Genomic DNA, 19,557 nt, shown 5'->3' with positions numbered 1-19,557 from the left:
CAGCAAAGACTTGAGCGACCGGCCCGGTTCATGGCAAGCTGGAGTTGCGCGCGAGTCCTTTGCCCTTTCTGTCGCCGCCGGGTGTGTGTCTCCGAAATGGGTCGTAGGAGACAGCATGGAATACCTCATTCGCAACGCTAAGACGATTTTGACAATGGACGACGACGGGCGAGAGCTGTCGGCGGCTGACATTCGCATCACGGGCGGCCAGATATCGGAAATTGGTGAAGGTCTGCAAACCACAGGCGAGGTTGTCAACGCAGCCAGCGCCGTGGTCACGCCGGGCTTGGTCAACACGCACCACCATCTTTATCAAACCCTTACGCGCGCTGTGCCGGGTGGGCAGGATGCGCTGCTGTTTGGCTGGCTGCAAACGCTTTACCCGATCTGGTCACGCTTTGGACCGGATGAAATGCGGGTGTCCACCCTTGCCGGCTTGGCAGAGCTTGCCTTGTCAGGCTGCACCATGAGCTCCGACCACCTATACCTTTATCCCAACGGCGCACGGCTTGATGATACGATCGATGGTGCGCGCGAGATCGGACTTCGGTTTCATCCGACGCGGGGCGCCATGTCCATCGGCGAAAGCAAAGGCGGCCTTCCGCCTGACAGTCTGGTGGAGGCGGAGGCCGCCATCCTCAAGGATTGCATCCGCGTGATTGATGCCTTTCACGACCCTGCCGATGGGGCGATGGTGCGGGTTGGTGTCGCCCCATGTTCGCCCTTCTCGGTCAGTCGCGATCTGATGCGGGACGCCGCCATTTTGGCGCGCGACAAGGGGGTCATGCTGCACACTCACCTCGCGGAGAACGACGAAGACATAGCTTACAGCAAGGCGCAGTTCGGGTGCCGCCCCGGACAATATGCAGAAGAATTGGGGTGGGTCGGTGATGATGTGTGGCATGCCCATTGCGTGAAGCTGGACAGCACCGAGATTGACCTGTTCGCCCACACGCGCACTGGTGTGGCGCACTGTCCTTGTTCAAATTGCCGACTTGGGTCAGGCATCGCCCCGGTGCGCCAGATGCGGGATGCGGGTGTGAAAGTGGGGCTGGGGGTTGATGGCTCGGCCTCGAACGACCTTGGCAATCTGATGGACGAGGCCCGCCAGATGATGCTGTTACAGCGCGTTGCGCAAGGGGCCGACAAGATGAGCGCCCGCGAAGCGTTGCGTATTGCCACCCGTGGCGGGGCCGACGTGTTGGGGCGTGCCGATTGTGGGCAAATCGCGGTGGGCAAACGGGCTGACATAGCGATTTGGGATGTCTCGAAACTGGAAAGTGCTGGCAGTTGGGATCCGGCGGCTTTGGTTTTGGCCGGGCCTCGGCGCGTGCGCGACCTGTTTGTCGAGGGGCGGCAGGTGGTGCGTGACGGGCAGATCACAACGATCGATTTGCCGCGCGTCATTGAGGTTCAGAACCGGCTGGCGGCGGGTCTGCAGGGGTGATCCACATAGCCTGACGGCACTTCCTTTTTGGAGACCGGCGCAAACCATGCTATAATGCGCGCTTATTTTAATCACGATATAAGCGGGATTATCCGCGGAAAGGATGGGATTCCATGCTTTCGGTAATGAGTGACAAAACATTTTTAGCTTTGGCAGCGGCACTTGGTTACAGCATTTCGACCGTTTTGATTAAACAGTATTCGCTAAACTTTGCGTATCTACCGGCAGTTCTTTTGGTCGCGGTCCTTGTTGGCACAATCGCGGCAGAAGTATTCCTGTTACGACAGGTCAATCTGGCTTTGGCCTATGTTGCCATCATCGCAACCGAGACCGTATTGGTGTTGTGCTATTCCTTCGCCATTGGCGAAGGATTGACACGGCAGGAAATGGCGGGCGCGGTGTTCGTATTGGTCGGGATCGCCCTGGTCAGCTTCTAAGGCATGCGCCATTTGCCCAGACCGCCTTCACGGCGCGGTCGTCGCCCATCATGATGGTCGGGAAAACCTCCTGCCATATGTCTTCGGCGTGCGCGGCGCGCTGGGCGATGGCGGGTGTCGAGGCAAGGTCGATTACGGCAAAATCTGCCTCGGATCCAGGGGCAAGCGTGCCTATTCGGTCTTCCAGCCGCAGGGCGCGTGCCGACCCTTCGGTCGCCAGCCACCATAACTGTGCCGGGTGGATGGGATGGCCGTTCAGTTGCCCAACCTCATAGGCCGCAGCCATCGTGCGCAGCATTGAAAAGGATGACCCGCCTCCGGTGTCTGTCGCCAATCCAATCCGGTGGCCCTGTTCCATCAAACCGTGCATGTCAAACACGCCGGACCCGATGAACATGTTCGAGGTGGGGCAGTGGATCAGGCTCGCGTCCACCTCGCGAATTCGGTCTCGTTCGCGGTCGGTCAGGTGGATGGCATGGCCCAGAAGTGCACCGGGACCAACCAATCCGAAGCGTTCGTATACATCAAGGTAATCGGTGGCATCGGGAAACAGGTCTGCGACCCACGCAATTTCCTCATGTTGTTCGCTGATATGGGTCTGCATCAGAAGGTCTGGTTGTTCGGCCCACAATGCCCCGAGCGCTTCAAGCTGCTCTGGGGTCGAGGTGGGAGCAAAGCGCGGCGTGATCACATACGACAGCCGGTCCTGCCCATGCCAACGCGCCGACAGAGCCTTGCTGTCGTCATAGGCGCTTTGGGCCGTGTCGCGCAGGTCGTCAGGGGCGTTGCGGTCCATGCAGGTCTTGCCACCAAGCACTCTTAGTCCGCGCTTTCGTGCGGCCGTGAAATAGGCGTCAACGCTTTCGGGGTGAATGGTGCAATAGCTGACCGTGGTCGTGGTGCCCGTGGCGGTCACAAGGTCGAAATAGGTTTCAGCCACCTGAGTCGCATATGTGCCATCACTGAACCGGCATTCTTCGGGAAAGGTATATGTATTCAGCCAATCGATCAGTCGCTTGCCCCACGACGCGATGATAGCGGTTTGTGGATAGTGCACATGCGTGTCGACAAATCCGGGCGAAATCAGCGCAGCGCCATAGTCGGTCACGGTCGCCTGTGGGTATTCCGCACGCAGCCGCTCGGCTGTCCCGACATCCGTGATTTTACCGCCCTCAATCGCAACGGCGCCATGGCGTTCATGTGATACACAATCGGCCAGATCTTCCTTGAACGGGTCCGCCGTATAGATAATCGTCTGTCCCAGAAGCAGGTCCATGTCTAACCTCGCTGATACGCCACCGATCAGCCTATGAGGGTGGTTTTGGTGACGCAACGCCTTTCTTGCGGTTCCATTGGCGCACCGCTTGTCATATGTTCACGCTACAGATCAGGGAGGGCGCCGCGATGCTGGACGATCACTATAGCGATGATGCGCCCGAAGACGGGGACTATGAACTTAACGTAAAGACCGTCCGCCCCATTCTGGCGGCTCTAGAAGCAGGTGACGCAGCGGCCTTGATTGCCGCACTTGAGCCGATGCACGCGGCTGACATCGCCGACCTTCTTGAACAGCTCGGGCAAGAGGACCGGGTCGCGTTGGTGCGCCTTTATGGTCGCGAACTCGACGGCGAGATTCTATCGGAACTGGACGAAAGCCTGCGCGAAGATGTCGTCGGCGCAATGTCCCCGGAGGTGCTGGCCGAAGCGGTCCGTGAACTGGAAACCGATGATGTCGTCGACCTGATCGAAGATTTGGACGAGCCACAGGCCGAAGCGGTGCTTGGGGCACTGGACCAAGATGACCGGGTCGTCGTCGAGCAGTCGCTGTCGTACCCCGAGGAAAGTGCCGGACGCTTGATGCAGCGCGAGCTGGTCGTCGCCCCGGAGCATTGGAATGTCGGGCAAACCATTGATTTTCTGCGCAATCAGGATGACCTGCCAGAGCAATTCTATCACGTCATTCTTGTCGATCCGCGTATGCGCCCAACCGGCTATGTGACTTTGGGTCGCTTGATGGGCAGCGCACGGGGTGTGAAGCTGACCGAGATTGCAGAGGATAGCTTCCGCGTGATCCCTGTGTTGCAGGACGAAGGCGAGGTTGCCTATGCCTTCAACCAGTACCACCTGATTTCGGCACCCGTCGTGGACGAAGATGATCGGCTTGTCGGTGTCATCACGATCGACGACGCCATGGTCATTTTGGACGAGGAGCATGAAGAAGACATCATGCGTCTGGCGGGTGTTGGTGAAAGCCGCTTGTCTGACCGGGTGGTCGATACGACCAAACGCCGGTTTCCATGGCTGGCTGTGAACCTGATGACCGCGATCCTTGCGTCGCTGGTCATCGCCCAGTTTGAAGACGTGATTGCCCAGTTTGTGGCGCTGGCGGTCCTGATGCCGATCGTTGCCTCGATGGGGGGCAATGCTGGCACGCAGTCACTGACCGTGGCGGTGCGATCTCTTGCCACGAAAGACCTGACCTCGGCCAACGTTTGGCGGGTGATCCGGCGCGAAGCCATTGTTGGGCTGATCAATGGGATCGTCTTTGCTGTGGTGATGGGCATCGTCGGTATTGTCTGGTTCTCGACGCCCTTGCTGGGTGTCGTGATCGCGATTGCGATGGTCGTGACCATGGTCGTGGCCGGGCTTGCAGGCGTTATGATCCCGGTTGTGTTGGACCGCTTGAATATCGACCCCGCGCTGGCCTCGGGGGCGTTTGTGACCACCGTCACGGATGTTGTGGGGTTCTTCGCGTTTTTGGGGTTGGCAGCAATGATGCTTTTGTAATGACCGAAAAAGATGATCTGACCGCGATCAAGGTGGAAGCGCGCAAAGCAGCGTTCGCCCGCCGGAAAGAGGCGCAGAGCGAAGCACGCTCGACCCGCGGCGTATCGCACCTTCTGTCGGTGGTCGCAGATCACAAGGGCAAGGTCCTATCCGGCTATATGCCGATACGCACGGAAATTACCCCGGTTCCGGTGATGGCCGCGATGGCCGCCCATGGTCCTGTCTGTGTTCCTGTGATCGGCAAGGTGGGATTGCCGTTGCGCTTTGCCCGCTGGACACCGGATTGTGAGATGACCAAGGGCAGTTTTGGCGCTGATATTCCCGCAAAGCTCACGTTCATTGAACCCGAAGTGCTGATCGTGCCATTGCTGGCGTTTGACCGCAAAGGGGGGCGTCTGGGGTATGGTGGCGGATTTTACGATCGCACGTTAGAGCGGTTGCGCGCCAAACGCCCGACGCTGGCCATCGGATATGCCTACAGTGCGCAAGAGGTCGCGGCGGTTCCGCTTGAGCCAACGGATCAATTGCTGGATGCGATTGTCACCGACGATGGTGTGCATTGGGTTTGAACCAAACGCTTTGGCTTGCCCTTTTCGCCTTTCCGTCCTAGGGCTTGAGCCATGAGGATACTTTTTCTAGGCGACATCATGGGGCGCGCGGGCCGACGCGCGGTGACCGAGCAACTCAAGACGTTGCGCGCGGAATGGAAGCTCGATTTCGTTGTGGTGAACGGCGAAAACGCGACTGGCGGTGCGGGGCTGACCGCTGCGCACGCGCGCACATTTCTGGAGGCGGGTGCAGACGTTATCACGCTTGGCGACCATGCTTTTGATCAGCGAGAGATGCTGACCTTCAGCGAACAGGAACCGCGCATCATCCGACCGCTCAACTTTGCCAAGGAAAGCCCCGGCACAGGGGCGCGGGTGTTCAGCGATGCGCGCGGGCGCAAAATTCTGGTAACGCAGGTGCTGGGGCAAGTGTTCATGAAGCGCCCCTTCGATGACCCATTCTCGGCGGTGGATGCGGTTTTGAAACGCCACCCGCTTGGGGGCGCTGTGCAAGCCACGCTGGTAGATGTCCACTGCGAAGCCACGTCCGAAAAAATGGCGATGGGCCATTGGTGTGATGGGCGCGCCAGCGTCGTGGTCGGCACGCACACCCATGTGCCGACAAGTGACGCGCAGATCCTGCCGAAAGGCACAGCGTTTCTGACCGATGCCGGCATGTGCGGTGATTATGACAGCGTGATTGGTATGCAAAAAGAAGAACCGATGCGCCGTTTCATCACCGGCATGTCGAAGGGACGCTTCACGCCTGCCACGGGCGAAGCCACATTGTCGGGTCTGTTCGTTGAAACCGACGACCGTTCAGGCAAAGCCACACACATCCAGATGGTCCGCGTTGGCGGCCGGCTGGCGCAATCGACGCCGCTGGACGGCGCATGACAACCCACGCCGGGTTGATCGGGTTTCTGGCACTTCTCGGGGCTGGGTGGGGGCTGACCGGCGTTTTGGCCAAGCCGATCATCGAAGCGGGTCATCATCCATTTGGTGTAATCTTTTGGCAGATGGCCATTTGCGTGGTTGTGCTGGGCGTTCTGACCCGTGTTCGCGGCAAGGGGTTGCCGATCGGGTGGACGCATTTGCCGCTGTATCTGTTCATCGCGCTGGGCGGCACGCTGCTGCCCAATACGGCAAGTTATTTTGCCATCGCCCATTTGCCAGCGGGCATCATGGCGATCATCATAGCGGCGGTTCCAATGTTCGCTTTCCCCATTGCGTTGGCGCTAGGGTCGGAGAGGTTTGAGCTTTCGCGCTTTCTGGGTCTGCTGGCCGGCATGTCAGGTGTCGCGCTTCTTGCCGGGCCGCAAGCGGCCTTGCCAGTGGGGTCCGCGGTCTGGGTGCTGATCGCCTTGATCGCCCCCCTGCTTTATGCGCTTGAAGGAAATGTGGTCGCGCGGTTTGGGACCGCAGGGCTTGATCCAATCCAGACATTGCTGGGGGCCTCTGCGATTGGTGTGGTTCTGTCTGCCGGGCTGGCACAGGCAGCGGGCGGGTGGGTCAGCCCGTTCGGGGACTGGTCGCCTGCCAAGAGCTTGATTGTGCTAAGCTCGGTCATTCATGCATTTGTTTATTCGGGATATGTGTGGCTCGTTGGTCGCGCCGGCGCCAGCTTTGCAGCGCAAGTCAGCTATCTTGTCACCGGATCAGGGGTGGTCTGGGCGATGGTCTTGCTGGGTGAAAGCTATACAGGTTGGGTCTGGGGCGCGCTGGGCGCGATGTTCCTGGGGCTCTTCTTGGTGCAGCCTCGTGCCTTTCTGGACTAAAACCACGCTTGCCCCGCGTGCCGACTGCAGGCAAAACTGATCCATAGAACAAAACAGGGGCCATAGATGGGGCTTTTCGAGTTTGGCGACACGACACAGGCGGTTCTTTCACTGCTGATTGTTGTCGGAATGTTCATCATGTTCGTGCGTGAAACCTATCCAACCGAGGTCGTGGCCATCGGTGGGGTAGCTTTCATGTTGCTCACCGGCGTTCTGGATTATCAGCAAGGCCTTGCGGTGTTGTCGAACCCTGCGCCCTGGACCATTGCGGCAATGTTCATCGTGATGGGGGGGTTGGTGCGCACAGGTGCGCTGCAATGGTTCACCCAGATTGCCGAAAGGAAAGCCGAGAAAAGTCCGCTCGTCGCCCTGTCGGCCCTGATGGGGTTTGTCGTGATCTCGTCTGCGGTGGTGTCCAACACACCGGTCGTCGTCGTGATGATCCCGGTCTTCGTGCAACTGGCCAAGAAGATCGGCACATCGCCGTCAAAGCTTTTGATCCCACTCAGTTATGGCGCCATCCTTGGTGGCACACTGACCTTGATCGGCACATCAACCAATTTGCTGGTCGATGGTGTGGCGCGTGCCAATGGGCTTGAGGCGTTTACGATTTTCGAGGTGACGCCTTTGGGCATCGCACTTGTGGCATGGGGGATGTTCTACCTCTATTTCATCGCCCCGAAGATCCTGCCTGACCGCGACAGCATGGCGTCGCTGCTGTCGGACCGGTCGCGGAAAAAATTCTTCACCGAAGCCGTCGTTCCGCCTGAAAGCAACTTGATCGGGCGCGAGGTCAATGGCGTGCAATTGTTCAAGCGCGAAGGTGTGCGGCTGGTCGATGTGGTCCGCGGCGATGCCTCGCTTCGGCGCGATCTGGGCGGTGTCACCTTGCAGGTCGGCGACCGCGTGGTTCTGCGCACGGCCGTGACCGAGCTTTTGAGCCTGCAGCGCGACAAAAGCCTGAAACGCGTGGATCAGGTGTCAGCGGTCGAAACCACCACGGTCGAGGTGCTGATCACGCCCGATTGCGGCATGGTGGGCAAGCAACTGGGCCGGATGCGTCTGCGCCGCCGGTATGGTGTTTATCCCTTGGCGGTTCACCGCAAGAACCAGAATATCGGGCGTCAGTTGGATGACCTTGTGGTTCGGGTTGGCGACACCTTGCTTCTGGAAGGCGCGCCCGAGGATATTCACCGACTTGCACAGGACATGAACCTGTTGGATGTCTCCAAACCCTCGGGGCGGGAATACCGCCGGGGCCACGCGCCGATTGCCATCGCGGCCCTGTTCGGGTTGGTGGCATTGGCGGGGTTTGGCGTCGCACCGATCTTTCTGTTGGCAATTCTTGCCGTGGCGGTGGTCCTGCTGACCCGATGCATTGACGCCGACGAGGCTTTTGGGTCGGTTGATGGCCGGCTGCTGGTCCTGATCTTTTCGATGTTGGCCATTGGCGCAGGGCTAGAGAACTCGGGCGCTGTGCGGCTGATTGCCGAAGGTGCAGCGCCCGTGTTGGGCAAGCTGCCGCCGTTCCTGATCGTCTGGGCGATCTATTTGCTGACCTCGATCCTGACCGAGCTTGTGTCAAACAACGCGGTTGCCGTGGTGGTGACGCCAATAGCCATCGGCCTTGCCAACGCTTTGGGGTTGGACCCGCGTCCCTTGGTGGTGGCTGTGATGGTGGCAGCGTCGGCCAGTTTCGCCACGCCCATCGGGTATCAGACCAACACGCTGGTCTATGGTCCGGGGGGCTACAAGTTTTCGGATTTCCTGAAGGTGGGTATTCCGCTGAACCTGTCGGTTGGGCTTCTTGCCTCGGCGCTGATCCCATTCATCTGGCCGCTCTAGGTCAATCGGTGCGGATCACAGCGGCCAGAACACCAGAATGGCTGGGATCGAAACGGCGACCACCAGAACCTCAAGCGGCAGGCCCATGCGCCAGTAATCCCCGAACCGGTATCCTCCCGGGCCAAGGATCAGCGTGTTGTTCTTATGCCCAATGGGGGTCAGGAACGCACAGCTTGCCGCGACAGCGACAGCCATCAGGAAAGGATCGGGGTTCTTCCCAAGAGTCTGCGCCATCTGGATGCCGACGGGGGCTGCGACGATGGTGGTGGCGGTGTTGTTCAGAACGTCCGACAAGGTCATGGTCACGATCATCAGAACGGTCAGAACCGCCCATGCTGGCAGACCTTGGGTCAGGCCGACCAACGCGCCTGCAATCAACTCGGTCCCGCCCGAAGTCTGAAGGGCTGCGCCCAGTGGGATCATCGACCCCAGAAGCACAACGACCGGCCATTCAATGTGGGTATACAGCTCGGACAGGGGCACGACCTTGGTCAGAACATAACCAACGACGACAAGGCCCAATGCGACAGGCAGGTAAACAAGGCCGAAACTTGCCGCGGCAACTGCACCGCCAAACAAGCCGATGGCGAGCCAGACTTTTTCGTCTCGCGTTACCTTCAACCCGCGTTCGGCCAAGGGCAGGCCGCCCAGCCATTCGGTAACATCGGCCTCGGACCCCTGAGGCACAAGCACAAGCAGGATGTCGCCGGGGCGCACTTCGGTTTTACGAACTTGCTTGGTGATCCGTTTACCCGCGCGCGAGATGCCAAGCAGGACGGACCGTTGCCGCCAGTTCAGGCCGACGGATTGCGCCGTTTTGCCGACGATCCGCGCGTTTTCCGGCACCACGATTTCGATCTTTGCCAGCCCGTCGCCTTCTGCGCGCAGCTTTTCTTCGTTGCCTGCTTCGGCGAATGTCAGGCTTAGGGCTGCGCGAAATTCATCCAGCGCCTCGGGCCGGGCTTCCAGCACCAACGCATCCCCCGCTTGCAGCTTGGTCGCGTGCTGGGTGCCATAACGGCGTTTCCCGCCCCGCACGAGGCCAAGAATGGCGACGTCATTCTTCTCGGCCGTTTCAAGCAGGTCTTTCAGTCGCTTGCCGATATGCTTCGAGTCCTCGGGCAGGGTCAATTCGGCGACATAGAGGCCGAATTCCTCCATCGGGTCCGAGCCGTTTTCGGTGCTTTCGGGCTGCGGGATCAGGCGCCAGCCGATCAGGGCGACGAAAATCAGCCCGGCAATCGCGGTCACACCGCCGACCGGCGCAAAGTCGAACATATGAAAGGGTTCGCCCAACACCTCGCCACGAATGGACGCGATGATGATGTTGGGCGGTGTTCCGATCAGCGTCACCATACCCCCAAGGATCGTCGCAAAGGATAGGGGCATCAGGCTTAATCCAGGCTCTCGACCAGCCTTGCGGGCGGTTTGGACGTCCACCGGCATCAACAAGGCCAAGGCCGCCACGTTGTTCATGAAAGCCGACAGAACGCCGCCTATGGCCCCCATAAGGGCGATATGCGCCCCAAGTGACCGTGAGGCATCAACCATCGTGCGGGTGATCAGGAACACAGCGCCAGATCGCACCAGCCCCGCCGACACCACCAGCACAAGCGCCACGATCAGTGTCGCAGGGTGCCCAAAGCCGGAAAACGCGTCCTTGGTCGGGACGACGCCTAATACGACCCCCAACATAAGGGCGGTGAACGCCACAAGGTCATAGCGATACCGGCCCCACAGCAGCATGCCGAACACCGCACCGAAAAGCGAAAAGAGGATGATTTGATCTGTTGTCATGGCTCAAGACTTACCGCCTGTGGGCCGGAACGTCACCCGTAGATTACGGGGAAAAGTGTCGCCACCAACAACAGCGCCATCGTCACGTTGAACGTTCGAAGGCGCACCGGATTGGTCAGGATGACGCGAATTTTCTGACCCAGCATGGTCCAGACCGAAACCGAAGGCAGGTTCACGATGCCGAAAATCAAGGCGACCAAGATGACGGCCGATATGCCGCGAGTAGGGGCATAGACGCTGATCGCGGTCAGGGCCATCGCCCACGCCTTGGGGTTGACCCATTGGAACGCCGCCGCTTGCAGAAAGGTCATCGGCGTGCCGCCCGCCTTGCCGGTGCCGGGTTGTGCCGCATTTGCGATCTTCCATGCCAACCACAGCAGATAGACCACGCTGCCGGTTTTCAGGATCGTGTAGCTGACCGGGTAAAGATCAAACAGCGTCATCAGACCGACGCCCACCAGCACGATCATGAAGGTAAAGCCGATCCCGATCCCCAACATGTGCGGGATCGAACGGCGAAACCCGAAATTCGCGCCCGATGCCATCAGCATCAGGTTGTTCGGCCCCGGTGTGATCGAGGATACGAAGGCGAAGGCCACGAAAGCCGAGAGAAGTTCGATTGACATGAAAGCAATAATTACCGCATTTTGACGCCGCAAGATTGCATTATTGCAGCTATGAAAGGTTCATTTGCAATAAATGTTGAAGATAGATCGAATAAATCGCCAGATATTGCGGGAATTGCTGCGTGACGGACGTCTGCCGAACACTGAACTTGCGGATAAGGTCGGCCTGTCGCCCTCGGCCTGCCTGCGACGCGTGCAAGAACTTGAGCGGCACGGCGTGATCAAAGGCTACCGCGCTGTGCTTGATCCGGTCGCGATGGGAATTGGTTTTGTCGCCTATGTCACCGTCGGCCTGTCCGATCACACCAAGGCCGCGCAAGAAGGGTTCGAACGGTCGGTCGCGCTGTATGACGAGGTGCGCGAGTGTCACAACATCACCGGCACGGTCGAGTATCTGCTGAGGGTCGAGGCCGAAGACTTGATCGCCTATAAACGGTTTCACACCGACAAGCTGGGGACGCTGCCGCAGGTGCACCAGATCGTCACCCATGTGGTGATGGGATCGCCTAAGGATGAGCGCGCCTGAACATCGTGTCAGCAACGCCCTTGCGGCCCCCCCAACCCCTGCTGTATTGAACCGCGCAACATACCAATATTTGAAATAAATCGGAGGGCGCCATGGCTGGCCACTCAAAATGGGCAAACATTCAGCACCGCAAGGGGCGTCAGGACAAACTACGCTCGAAGTTGTTTTCAAAGCTCGCCAAAGAAATTACCGTGGCCGCCAAGATGGGCGACCCCGATCCCGATAAAAACCCCCGTCTGCGCATGGCCGTGAAAGAAGGCAAAAGCCAGTCTTTGCCAAAGGACGTGATTGATCGCGCGATCAAGAAAGCCATCGGTGGGGATGCTGAGAATTACGACGAAATCCGCTATGAAGGTTATGGTCCGAATGGCGTGGCCGTGATCGTCGAGACGATGACCGACAACAAGAACCGGACCGCATCCACCGTGCGCTCGACCTTCTCAAAGAACGGCGGGAATCTTGGTGAAACCGGGTCCGTGGGGTTCATGTTCGACCGAAAAGGCGAAGTGACCTACCCGGTTGAGGTTGGCGACGCCGACACCGTTATGGAAGCCGCGATCGAGGCCGGTGCTGAAGATTGCGAAAGCTCGGAAGATGGCCACCGGATCGTCTGCGCTGACACCGACCTGAACGACGTGTCGAATGCATTGGAAGCCGCGTTGGGCGAGTCGGAATCGACCAAGCTGATCTGGCAGCCCAACATGACCACCGAGCTTGACCTTGACGGCATGCAAAAGCTGATGAAGCTGGTGGATGCCTTGGAGGATGATGACGATGTGCAGCGCGTCACCACTAATTTCGAGGCTACGGACGAGGTTCTGGCCCAGCTATAATCCGACCCAACGGATGAAATATAAAGACCCCGGCCTGGAAACCCGCGCCGGGGTCTCTTGTCTTTAGCGGCAATCTCGGGTCAGGTCGCCGGATGAGCATCGCGACCCCAGCCGTTCAACGCCCCCTCTACGGTATCCTGTGGATGCTGGCGGCCGGGCTGTTCTTTGTTCTGATGAATGCGCTGGTGAAGCATGTGGGGCAGGGGCTGCCATCTGCACAAGCGGCGTTTCTGCGCTTTGCGTTTGGGCTGGTTTTTGTGCTGCCAGCACTGGGGCAGGTGCGACGTGTCCAGTTTTCACGCAAGATCTGGCGGCTGTTTGCCCTGCGCGGGCTGGTCCATTGCGGCGCGGTGCTGTGCTGGTTTTACGCCATGACGCAGATCACCGTGGCCGAAGTCGTGGCAATGAACTACCTGAACCCGATCTATGTGATGTTGGGGGCCGCACTGTTTCTGGGTGAGACATTCTCGACCCGTCGCATGATCGCGGTCGCCTTCGCATTTCTGGGTGTGTTGATCATCTTGCGACCGGGTCTGCGCGAGCTTGGGCCGGGCCATCTTTCGATGGTGTTCACCGCCATATTCCTTGGCGCGTCGTATCTGATCGCCAAGCGGTTGTCGCAGGAAACCACTGCCGCCGTGGTCGTGGCGATGATGTCAATCACTGTGACCATTGGCTTGGCACCTGTGGCATGGGTGGTTTGGGTCGCGCCGACGATAACCCAGTTGGGATGGCTCGTTTTGGTCGCCTTTTTCGCGACCGCCGGACACTATGCCATGACCCGCGCCTTTGCCGAAGCTCCGGTGTCGGTGACGCAACCTGTCACATTCGTGCAGATCATCTGGGCCGCTGCGATGGGAGCGTGGCTGTTTGCCGAACCGGTGGACATATGGGTGGTTGCAGGCGCGGGCGTGATCATCGCGGCGGTCAGCTATATCACGTGGCGTGAGGCGATGTTGAACCGACGCATCACGCCCAACCCCAACGCCGCAAAGTCGTGAAAAAGGGCGCCGCTGCGGACGCCCTTCTCTTGCGAGTTTGTTGCGGGATTAGTCCGCCCAGCTAACCCCGGTCAGGTCATTGGCCTGTGTGGGCGCGTTTTCCCACAGGCCCTGAATTTTCGCGTTGGCGACGCCGGTCTTCGCCAGTTGGAACAGATACCCGTTCACATAATCATCGGCGATCATCTGCTGTGCGTCTTTGTTCAACTCTGAGCGCATGGCCGGATCAGATGTGACCGACAGCTTGTCGATCAACGCCTGAAAATCGGCGTTGTCATACTGGAAGTAATAATCAGGCCGCGCATAGATGTTGATGTCGGCGGGCTCGGTATGGCTGACGATGGTCAGGTCGAAATCCTTGCCCTTGAACACCTGTTCGATCCACTGCGCCCATTCAAGGTTCGAAATCTCTGTGTTGATCCCGACATCGCGAAGCTGAGCCGCGATGATCTCGCCCCCGCGACGCGCATAGGCGGGGGGCGGCAGCATCAGACGCAGCGTGAGACCCTCGGCCCCAGCGTCTGCCAAAAGGGATTTCGCCATGTCCGGGTCGAAGGCAGAGTTGCCGGTCAAATCCACATAGTCCGGGTTGTGCGGGGCAAAGTGGCTGCCGATGGGCGTTCCATAGCCATGCATGGCCCCATCGATGATGTCTTGCCGGTTGATTGCGTGGGCAATGGCCTTGCGCACGCGGACATCTGCCAACGGGCCGGATTTGTTGTTCATCGACAGGATCGTCTCGCCCTCGGTCGAGCCGACGATCACGTTGAACCGCGGGTCCGCTTCGAACTGCGACAGGGTTTCGGGTGCGGGAAAGTTGGGGAAGGCGTCCACGTCCTCGGCCATCATCGCAGCAAAGGCGGCGTTGGGGTCCGAGATGAATTTGAACGTGGCCGTGGTCAGCGCGGGCGCGTTGCCCCAATAGGCATCGTTGCGCGCGACGGTCACATGATCGCCCTTGGCCCATTCAACGAAGGTGAAAGGGCCGGTGCCTACGGGCGCAGTGGCGGCGCTGTCGATGCTTTCCGGCGCGACGATTACTGCGTCACCCCACGCCATGTTGAACGGGAAGTTGCCGTTGGGGGCGGACAGTTTGACCTCGACCGTCAGGGGGTCGGGGGCAGTGACAGCCTCGATATCCTTGAACAATGCTTTCTGGGCGTTGGTCGAATCCTCAGCGCGGGCGCGATCAAGCGAGAAGATGACGTCCTCCGCGTCCATTGCGCTGCCGTCATGGAAGGTCACGCCGTCGCGCAGTTTGAACGTATAGGTCAGGCCGTCGTCGCTGACCGACCATTCGCTGGCAAGGCCGGGTTGGACCGATCCATCCGGGCCAAATCGGGTCAGACCTTCAAAAATGTTGGCATAGACCACTTCGTCAATCGCGGCAGCCGCGCCGCCGGTCGGGTCAAGGTTTGGCGGCTCAAGCACCATGCCAAGCGTGATTGCGTCGCTTCCGGCAAGCGCGGTTGACGCCATAAGCGCCCAAGCGGCGGCGGTGAGTTTCAGATTGGTCATGGTCGGTCCTCCTTTCCCGAAAAGCGGGACAAGCCCCATGAAACGCGGGATTCTTTTTCAACGCAAGGGGGAGCCGTCGCGGCAACTCCCCTTTGATTTTCTGCGATGCAGCATTATAGTGCTCGAAAGAAGAGGATCAGGGGAGGAGAAACCATGAGCGCTTCTGCAAAGATTACGGTGCCGACACCGTCGGACATTCGGGCGCGAAAAGGCGGCACGCCCTTGGTCTGTTTGACGGCTTATGCGACGCCGACCGCGCAGATGATGGACGCGCATTGCGACATCGTTCTGGTGGGCGACAGCGTCGGCATGGTCGTGCATGGCCTGCCCGATACGCTTGGTGTCACGATGGAGATGATGGAGTTGCATGGTGCCGCCGTCAAACGCGGGCTGACGCAGGCCATGATGGTCGTCGACATGCCGTTTGGATCGTATGAAGAAAGCCCCGAACAAGCCTTTCGCAACGCTGCCCGCCTGATGCGCGTGACCGGTGCGGCGGCTGTGAAGCTGGAAGGCGGCGTGGCGATGGCGGACACGATCCGCTTTCTGACCAGCCGGTCGATCCCGGTGATGGCGCATGTGGGCCTGACCCCGCAGGCGATCAACACGCTGGGTGGCTACAAAGTGCAGGGTCGCGGCGAAGATCGCGCGCGGGTGTTGGCGGACGCCAAAGCCGTTGAGGACGCCGGCGCATTCTCGGTCGTGCTTGAAAAAGTGCCAGAAAGCCTGTCGGATGAAATCACCCATGCGCTGTCGATCCCAACCATTGGAATCGGTGCCTCGGTCGGGTGTGACGGGCAAATCCTTGTCGTCGATGACATGTTGGGCCTGTTCACCGCGTTCAAGCCCAAATTCGCCAAGCGTTATGGCACTTTGGCGGCTGATGGCGAAAAAGCGATTGAAGCCTATGCAAAAGAGGTGCGCGCGCGGACGTTCCCCGGCCCGGAGCATGTGTTTGCCGATGAGGTTCCCAAGACATGAAGCTGGTTCGCACGAAAGATGACCTGCGCACGCTGCGCCGTTCTTGGATCTTCAAAGGCGAGCGTGTGGCCGTCGTGCCCACGATGGGCGCGCTGCATGCGGGCCATCTGTCACTGGTCGAGGTTGCAAAACAGCACGCGGACCGGGTGATCGTCACCATCTTTGTGAACCCCAAACAGTTCAACAATCCCGGCGATCTGGATAACTATCCGCGCACTGAAGAAGAGGACGCCGCGAAGCTTGCCCCTTACGGCATCGACGCGCTGTATGTCCCCACGCCGGACCAGATTTACCCCGACGGGTTTGCCACCAATGTGCGCGTGAAAGGTTTGACTGAAGACCTGGAAGGCGCACACCGCCCGGGTCACTTTGATGGTGTTGCGACGGTCGTGTCCAAGCTGTTCCTCCAATCGCGCGCGGACGTCGCTTGTTTCGGGGAAAAGGATTACCAACAGATGTTGCTGGTGCGCCGCTTGTCCGAAGATCTGGACATCGAGACAGAGGTGCTGGGCTGTCCGACGATCCGCGAAGAGGACGGCTTGGCGATGTCGTCGCGCAATGTCCGGTTGTCACCGAAGCAACGTGCGATTGCACCCGTTTTGAAGACCGAAATGGACCGGGCGGCGCGCGCGATCCGTCGCGGTGCGGACATTCGCGTGGTGCTGGACAGTGCCAAGGCGCAGATAAAAAACGCTGGATTTGACGCGGTTGAATATCTGGAGCTGCGCGATGCGCGCGACCTGACCCCCCTCAAGACGCTGGGCAAACCTGCCCGGTTGCTGGTCGCGGCAATGCTGGGCGATGTGCGCTTGATCGACAATATCGAGGTCTAGGCCAAGGGGCTTTGTCACCAGCGGCTGCGCCTGCGGTTTAGAGCAGTTCCTTCAGCACCAACGCCATGACACCCGCGCTGTCGACCATGTCCTCGACACCAACCCATTCGTCGGGCTGGTGGGCAAGGTCAAGGATCCCGGGGCCGTAGGCGATGCAATTCTTGAGCCGCCCAATTCGGTCGATATGTTTCTGGTCATAGGTGCCGGGTGAGACGACATAGGACGGCTGCTGGCCCAGCACTTTCTCGATGGCGGCAGCGGTGGACGTGACCACGGGGGCATCCTTGTCGGTCATCGTCGGAATGACCTCGTGCATGTCACGGATCTCGTACTCGAAATTGGGCCGCTCGGCGCGGATGGTTTCGAGCATCCGGTGGACCTCGGTCTTCACCTCGTTCAAATCCTCTTCGATCAGAAAGCGACGGTCGATGATGATGCGGCAGCGGTCAGCGACACAGGGGGCGGGAAATCCGGTGAAGTCCATGTCTTGTTCAGCCTCGCCGCCATGGATCGAATTGATGTTCAGCGTAGACTGTTTCGCACCTTCGGGGACGACCGGCATATCGGTGCGTTTGGTGGCGAGAAGCGGGTAAAGATACGTCTCGATCTCTTCCAGCACGGCGCCCATATGGCGGATCGCGCTGTCGCCAAGAAACGGCATGGACCCATGCGCGATGCGCCCTTTGGTCTCGATCTCGGCCCACCAGACACCACGATGACCAAGGCAGATGCGGTCTTTATTGAGCGGTTCGGGGATGATGACGTGTTGCACGCGGTTCGGGTCGAAATAACCTTTTTCGGCCAGATAGGCGACGCCGCCATATCCGCCGGACTCCTCGTCTGCCGTTGCGCTGATTTCAACCGCGCCCTTGTGGTTGGGGTAAAGTGCGACGAAGGCTTCCGCCGCAATGATTGAGGCCGCCAGACCGCCCTTCATATCGCACGCCCCGCGCCCGTAGATGCGGCCGTCTTCCAGCTCACCCCCAAACGGGTCTTTCGTCCAGCCATGGCCGACTTCGACCACGTCGTGGTGGCTGTTGAAATGCACACACTCGCCGGGTGTACCGCCTTCATGGCGGGCCACGAGGTTCCAACGTGGGTATGTCACGCTGTCGCCAATCGCTCCTTCTGCGCGGACCATTTCCACGGCAAAGCCTGATTTCGCCAACCGTTCTGCCAGATAGGAGCAGATCGCGCGGTAATTTCGCCCCGGTGGGTTCAGCGTCGGGATGCGGATCAGGTCTTGGGTCAACGCGATCAAGTCGTCGCGACGGTTGGTAATCTCAACGAGAAGAGGGTCGTTTTCTTGAGGCATAAGTGAAATCTAGGCAGCTTGCGCCGCGTAGGCAATGGGAGGTCGCAAGGCGTGCCGATTTCACCGTTAGTGAGAGGGAAAACGCTGTTGTGGGTCTTTAAATCGCGCTATCCTCAACTTAAATGCAATGTAACAGTGATTAACTTTACCCAGCTACAGCGAAAAATTATTAGTGTGTTGGTGGAGCCAAGGAGAACAGATGTCCAGTTTTGATAAGCAGATTCGTGAAAGCCAAACACAGGTTCAGGAAGCGCAGTCCAAGATTGCTGAACTGACCACGCGGATCGAAACCGCGCGTGCAAAGGCGGAGGCTGGCGAAGATATCTCGATCGATATCGAGAACGCGACGCTGGAAGATGTGCACGCCCATACCGAAGCGATGAACGCCAATATCGCCGAGTTGATCATGGGGCTGGACGATGTGACCTCGGGCTTTTCGCAGGATTTCGACCAGATGCGGTCGAAAACCGGGTGGGAGAGTTTTGTCGGGATCTTCTCGAAGGGGAAGTCGGAAAGCCTGCGGCAGGAACGGATGCGCACGGCGTCGATTGACGACAAGCTGCAAGAGTTGATCGCGCAGTCGGACAGCATCGTGAACCTGCTGGAAGGTCAGTTGGCGATGCTCAATGAGCAGAAGGAAAAGGTGGGCGCCAACCTGACCACCACGCTGGACGAGCGTGAAATGACGGTGGGCGAACTGGAAGCCCTACGCGCCGAGATCCTTGGTTTGGACCCCAAGATCATCGAGCTTGAGGGCAAGATTGCCAACGAACAGGACGCCGCCAAGCGCACGCAGCTGGAAACCCAGCTGGCCGACCTGAACTCACAATACAACGAGATGGTGCAGGAAGAGCAAGTGAAGCTTGCCAAGTCGCAGACGTTGGAGCGCTATATCGAGAAGGGCAAGACCTGGGTTGATTCACTGCAAAACCAAGCGGCAACGCAGATGGTGCTGATCAACAAGTTGCAGACAGACACCAAGCAACGCGTGGTGCTGTATGATGCGCTGACCAAGTCGCTGAAGACCGCGCAGCAGCAGGACGTGGCGCACCGGATCAACGAGATCGGCGTCGAGACAGACAAGGAAGCCCAAGCCGCGATGGCCGCGATTGGCACGGCAACGAACCAGCGGATGGCCGACATGATGGAAGCCCACGAAGACCAGATGGTCTTTGCCCGCGACGTGCTGGAGGCGAAGGCCAAGGCAGACGAGCGCTTTGCCCGCCGCTTTGCCGAGATTGTTGAGAAGCATGACAAGAACTTGTATGGGCAGTGAGTATAAGTT

At 59.3% G+C, this 19,557-nt stretch carries 18 protein-coding genes; 13 read left to right on the top strand and 5 right to left on the bottom strand.

Annotated elements, in window-relative coordinates; all coding sequences use genetic code 11:
- The first annotated feature begins 115 nt into the window (after positions 1 to 115).
- Entirely contained in the window at positions 116 to 1,447 is a 1,332-nt protein-coding gene (locus ACXYMP_RS11160) for an 8-oxoguanine deaminase (RefSeq protein ID WP_458906313.1), read from the top strand.
- A 125-nt stretch (positions 1,448 to 1,572) separates the two neighbouring features.
- Complete coding sequence (locus ACXYMP_RS11155; protein WP_298569147.1) at positions 1,573 to 1,884, top strand: 5-aminolevulinate synthase; 312 nt, start codon at positions 1,573 to 1,575, stop codon at positions 1,882 to 1,884.
- Here ACXYMP_RS11155 and guaD read toward each other — a convergent pair.
- The gene (gene guaD / locus ACXYMP_RS11150; protein ID WP_458906311.1) at positions 1,874 to 3,160 is read right to left on the bottom strand and encodes a guanine deaminase; all 1,287 of its coding nucleotides are present in this window, start codon (positions 3,158 to 3,160) and stop codon (positions 1,874 to 1,876) included. The two genes, ACXYMP_RS11155 and guaD, sit on opposite strands and share 11 nt — an antisense overlap.
- Positions 3,161 to 3,288: 128 nt before the next feature.
- On the opposite strand from guaD, the gene mgtE reads away from it, so the two are divergent.
- The 5 genes from mgtE (at position 3,289) to ACXYMP_RS11125 (ending at position 8,842) form a co-directional block, all read left to right on the top strand.
- Complete coding sequence (gene mgtE, locus ACXYMP_RS11145; RefSeq protein ID WP_298569153.1) at positions 3,289 to 4,671, top strand: magnesium transporter; 1,383 nt, start codon at positions 3,289 to 3,291, stop codon at positions 4,669 to 4,671.
- Positions 4,671 to 5,240 carry a 5-formyltetrahydrofolate cyclo-ligase gene (locus ACXYMP_RS11140; RefSeq protein ID WP_298569155.1) on the top strand — a complete coding sequence of 190 codons (570 nt, stop codon included), beginning with the start codon at positions 4,671 to 4,673 and terminating at the stop codon, positions 5,238 to 5,240. The genes mgtE and ACXYMP_RS11140 overlap by 1 nt, the downstream gene beginning before the upstream one ends.
- A 51-nt stretch (positions 5,241 to 5,291) precedes the next feature.
- On the top strand, positions 5,292 to 6,116 hold the full coding sequence (locus tag ACXYMP_RS11135; RefSeq protein WP_458906310.1) for a TIGR00282 family metallophosphoesterase: 825 nt from the start codon (positions 5,292 to 5,294) through the stop codon (positions 6,114 to 6,116).
- On the top strand, positions 6,113 to 6,997 hold the full coding sequence (locus ACXYMP_RS11130; RefSeq protein ID WP_298569161.1) for a DMT family transporter: 885 nt from the start codon (positions 6,113 to 6,115) through the stop codon (positions 6,995 to 6,997). Before ACXYMP_RS11135 ends, ACXYMP_RS11130 begins: the two co-directional genes overlap by 4 nt.
- Positions 6,998 to 7,063: 66 nt before the next feature.
- On the top strand, positions 7,064 to 8,842 hold the full coding sequence (locus tag ACXYMP_RS11125; protein WP_458906308.1) for an SLC13 family permease: 1,779 nt from the start codon (positions 7,064 to 7,066) through the stop codon (positions 8,840 to 8,842).
- Positions 8,843 to 8,857: 15 nt separating this feature from the next.
- Here ACXYMP_RS11125 and ACXYMP_RS11120 read toward each other — a convergent pair whose 3' ends face one another.
- Together ACXYMP_RS11120 and ACXYMP_RS11115 are read right to left on the bottom strand one after the other, a co-directional pair.
- Positions 8,858 to 10,639 (bottom strand): SLC13 family permease, encoded by a 1,782-nt coding sequence (locus ACXYMP_RS11120; RefSeq protein WP_298569167.1) that lies wholly within the window; start codon positions 10,637 to 10,639, stop codon positions 8,858 to 8,860.
- Positions 10,640 to 10,671: 32 nt separating this feature from the next.
- Positions 10,672 to 11,265, bottom strand: a complete 594-nt coding sequence (locus tag ACXYMP_RS11115) for a LysE family translocator (protein ID WP_458906305.1) — start codon at positions 11,263 to 11,265, stop codon at positions 10,672 to 10,674.
- A gap of 73 nt (positions 11,266 to 11,338) precedes the next feature.
- On the opposite strand from ACXYMP_RS11115, the gene ACXYMP_RS11110 reads away from it, so the two are divergent.
- The 3 genes from ACXYMP_RS11110 (at position 11,339) to ACXYMP_RS11100 (ending at position 13,625) form a co-directional block, all read left to right on the top strand.
- On the top strand, positions 11,339 to 11,791 hold the full coding sequence (locus tag ACXYMP_RS11110; protein ID WP_458906303.1) for an Lrp/AsnC family transcriptional regulator: 453 nt from the start codon (positions 11,339 to 11,341) through the stop codon (positions 11,789 to 11,791).
- 92 nt (positions 11,792 to 11,883) lie between these two features.
- Positions 11,884 to 12,624: a YebC/PmpR family DNA-binding transcriptional regulator gene (locus tag ACXYMP_RS11105; RefSeq protein WP_298569173.1), complete on the top strand. Its 741-nt coding sequence runs from the start codon at positions 11,884 to 11,886 to the stop codon at positions 12,622 to 12,624.
- Positions 12,625 to 12,716: 92 nt separating this feature from the next.
- Positions 12,717 to 13,625 (top strand): DMT family transporter, encoded by a 909-nt coding sequence (locus ACXYMP_RS11100; RefSeq protein WP_458906301.1) that lies wholly within the window; start codon positions 12,717 to 12,719, stop codon positions 13,623 to 13,625.
- A gap of 48 nt (positions 13,626 to 13,673) precedes the next feature.
- Here the strand turns inward: ACXYMP_RS11100 and ACXYMP_RS11095 are convergent, their stop codons facing one another.
- Complete coding sequence (locus ACXYMP_RS11095) at positions 13,674 to 15,143, bottom strand: ABC transporter substrate-binding protein (RefSeq protein WP_458906299.1); 1,470 nt, start codon at positions 15,141 to 15,143, stop codon at positions 13,674 to 13,676.
- 153 nt (positions 15,144 to 15,296) lie between these two features.
- Between ACXYMP_RS11095 and panB the strand changes: the two genes are divergently transcribed.
- The gene (panB, locus tag ACXYMP_RS11090) at positions 15,297 to 16,124 is read left to right on the top strand and encodes a 3-methyl-2-oxobutanoate hydroxymethyltransferase (RefSeq protein WP_298569181.1); all 828 of its coding nucleotides are present in this window, start codon (positions 15,297 to 15,299) and stop codon (positions 16,122 to 16,124) included.
- A complete protein-coding gene (gene panC, locus ACXYMP_RS11085; protein ID WP_248367683.1) occupies positions 16,121 to 16,957 on the top strand; it encodes a pantoate--beta-alanine ligase in 837 nt (278 codons plus the stop codon). Before panB ends, panC begins: the two co-directional genes overlap by 4 nt.
- 37 nt (positions 16,958 to 16,994) lie before the next feature.
- Here panC and ACXYMP_RS11080 read toward each other — a convergent pair whose 3' ends face one another.
- The gene (locus ACXYMP_RS11080) at positions 16,995 to 18,272 is read right to left on the bottom strand and encodes an acetylornithine deacetylase/succinyl-diaminopimelate desuccinylase family protein (RefSeq protein WP_458906296.1); all 1,278 of its coding nucleotides are present in this window, start codon (positions 18,270 to 18,272) and stop codon (positions 16,995 to 16,997) included.
- Positions 18,273 to 18,471: 199 nt separating this feature from the next.
- On the opposite strand from ACXYMP_RS11080, the gene ACXYMP_RS11075 reads away from it, so the two are divergent.
- Positions 18,472 to 19,548, top strand: a complete 1,077-nt coding sequence (locus ACXYMP_RS11075; protein ID WP_458906294.1) for a hypothetical protein — start codon at positions 18,472 to 18,474, stop codon at positions 19,546 to 19,548.
- Positions 19,549 to 19,557: the final 9 nt, after the last annotated feature.

It is taken from the genome of Aliiroseovarius sp. CAU 1755 (assembly GCF_054482655.1).
Note: the sequence above shows the minus strand (reverse complement) of the source record. Positions and strands in the feature narration are given on the sequence as shown.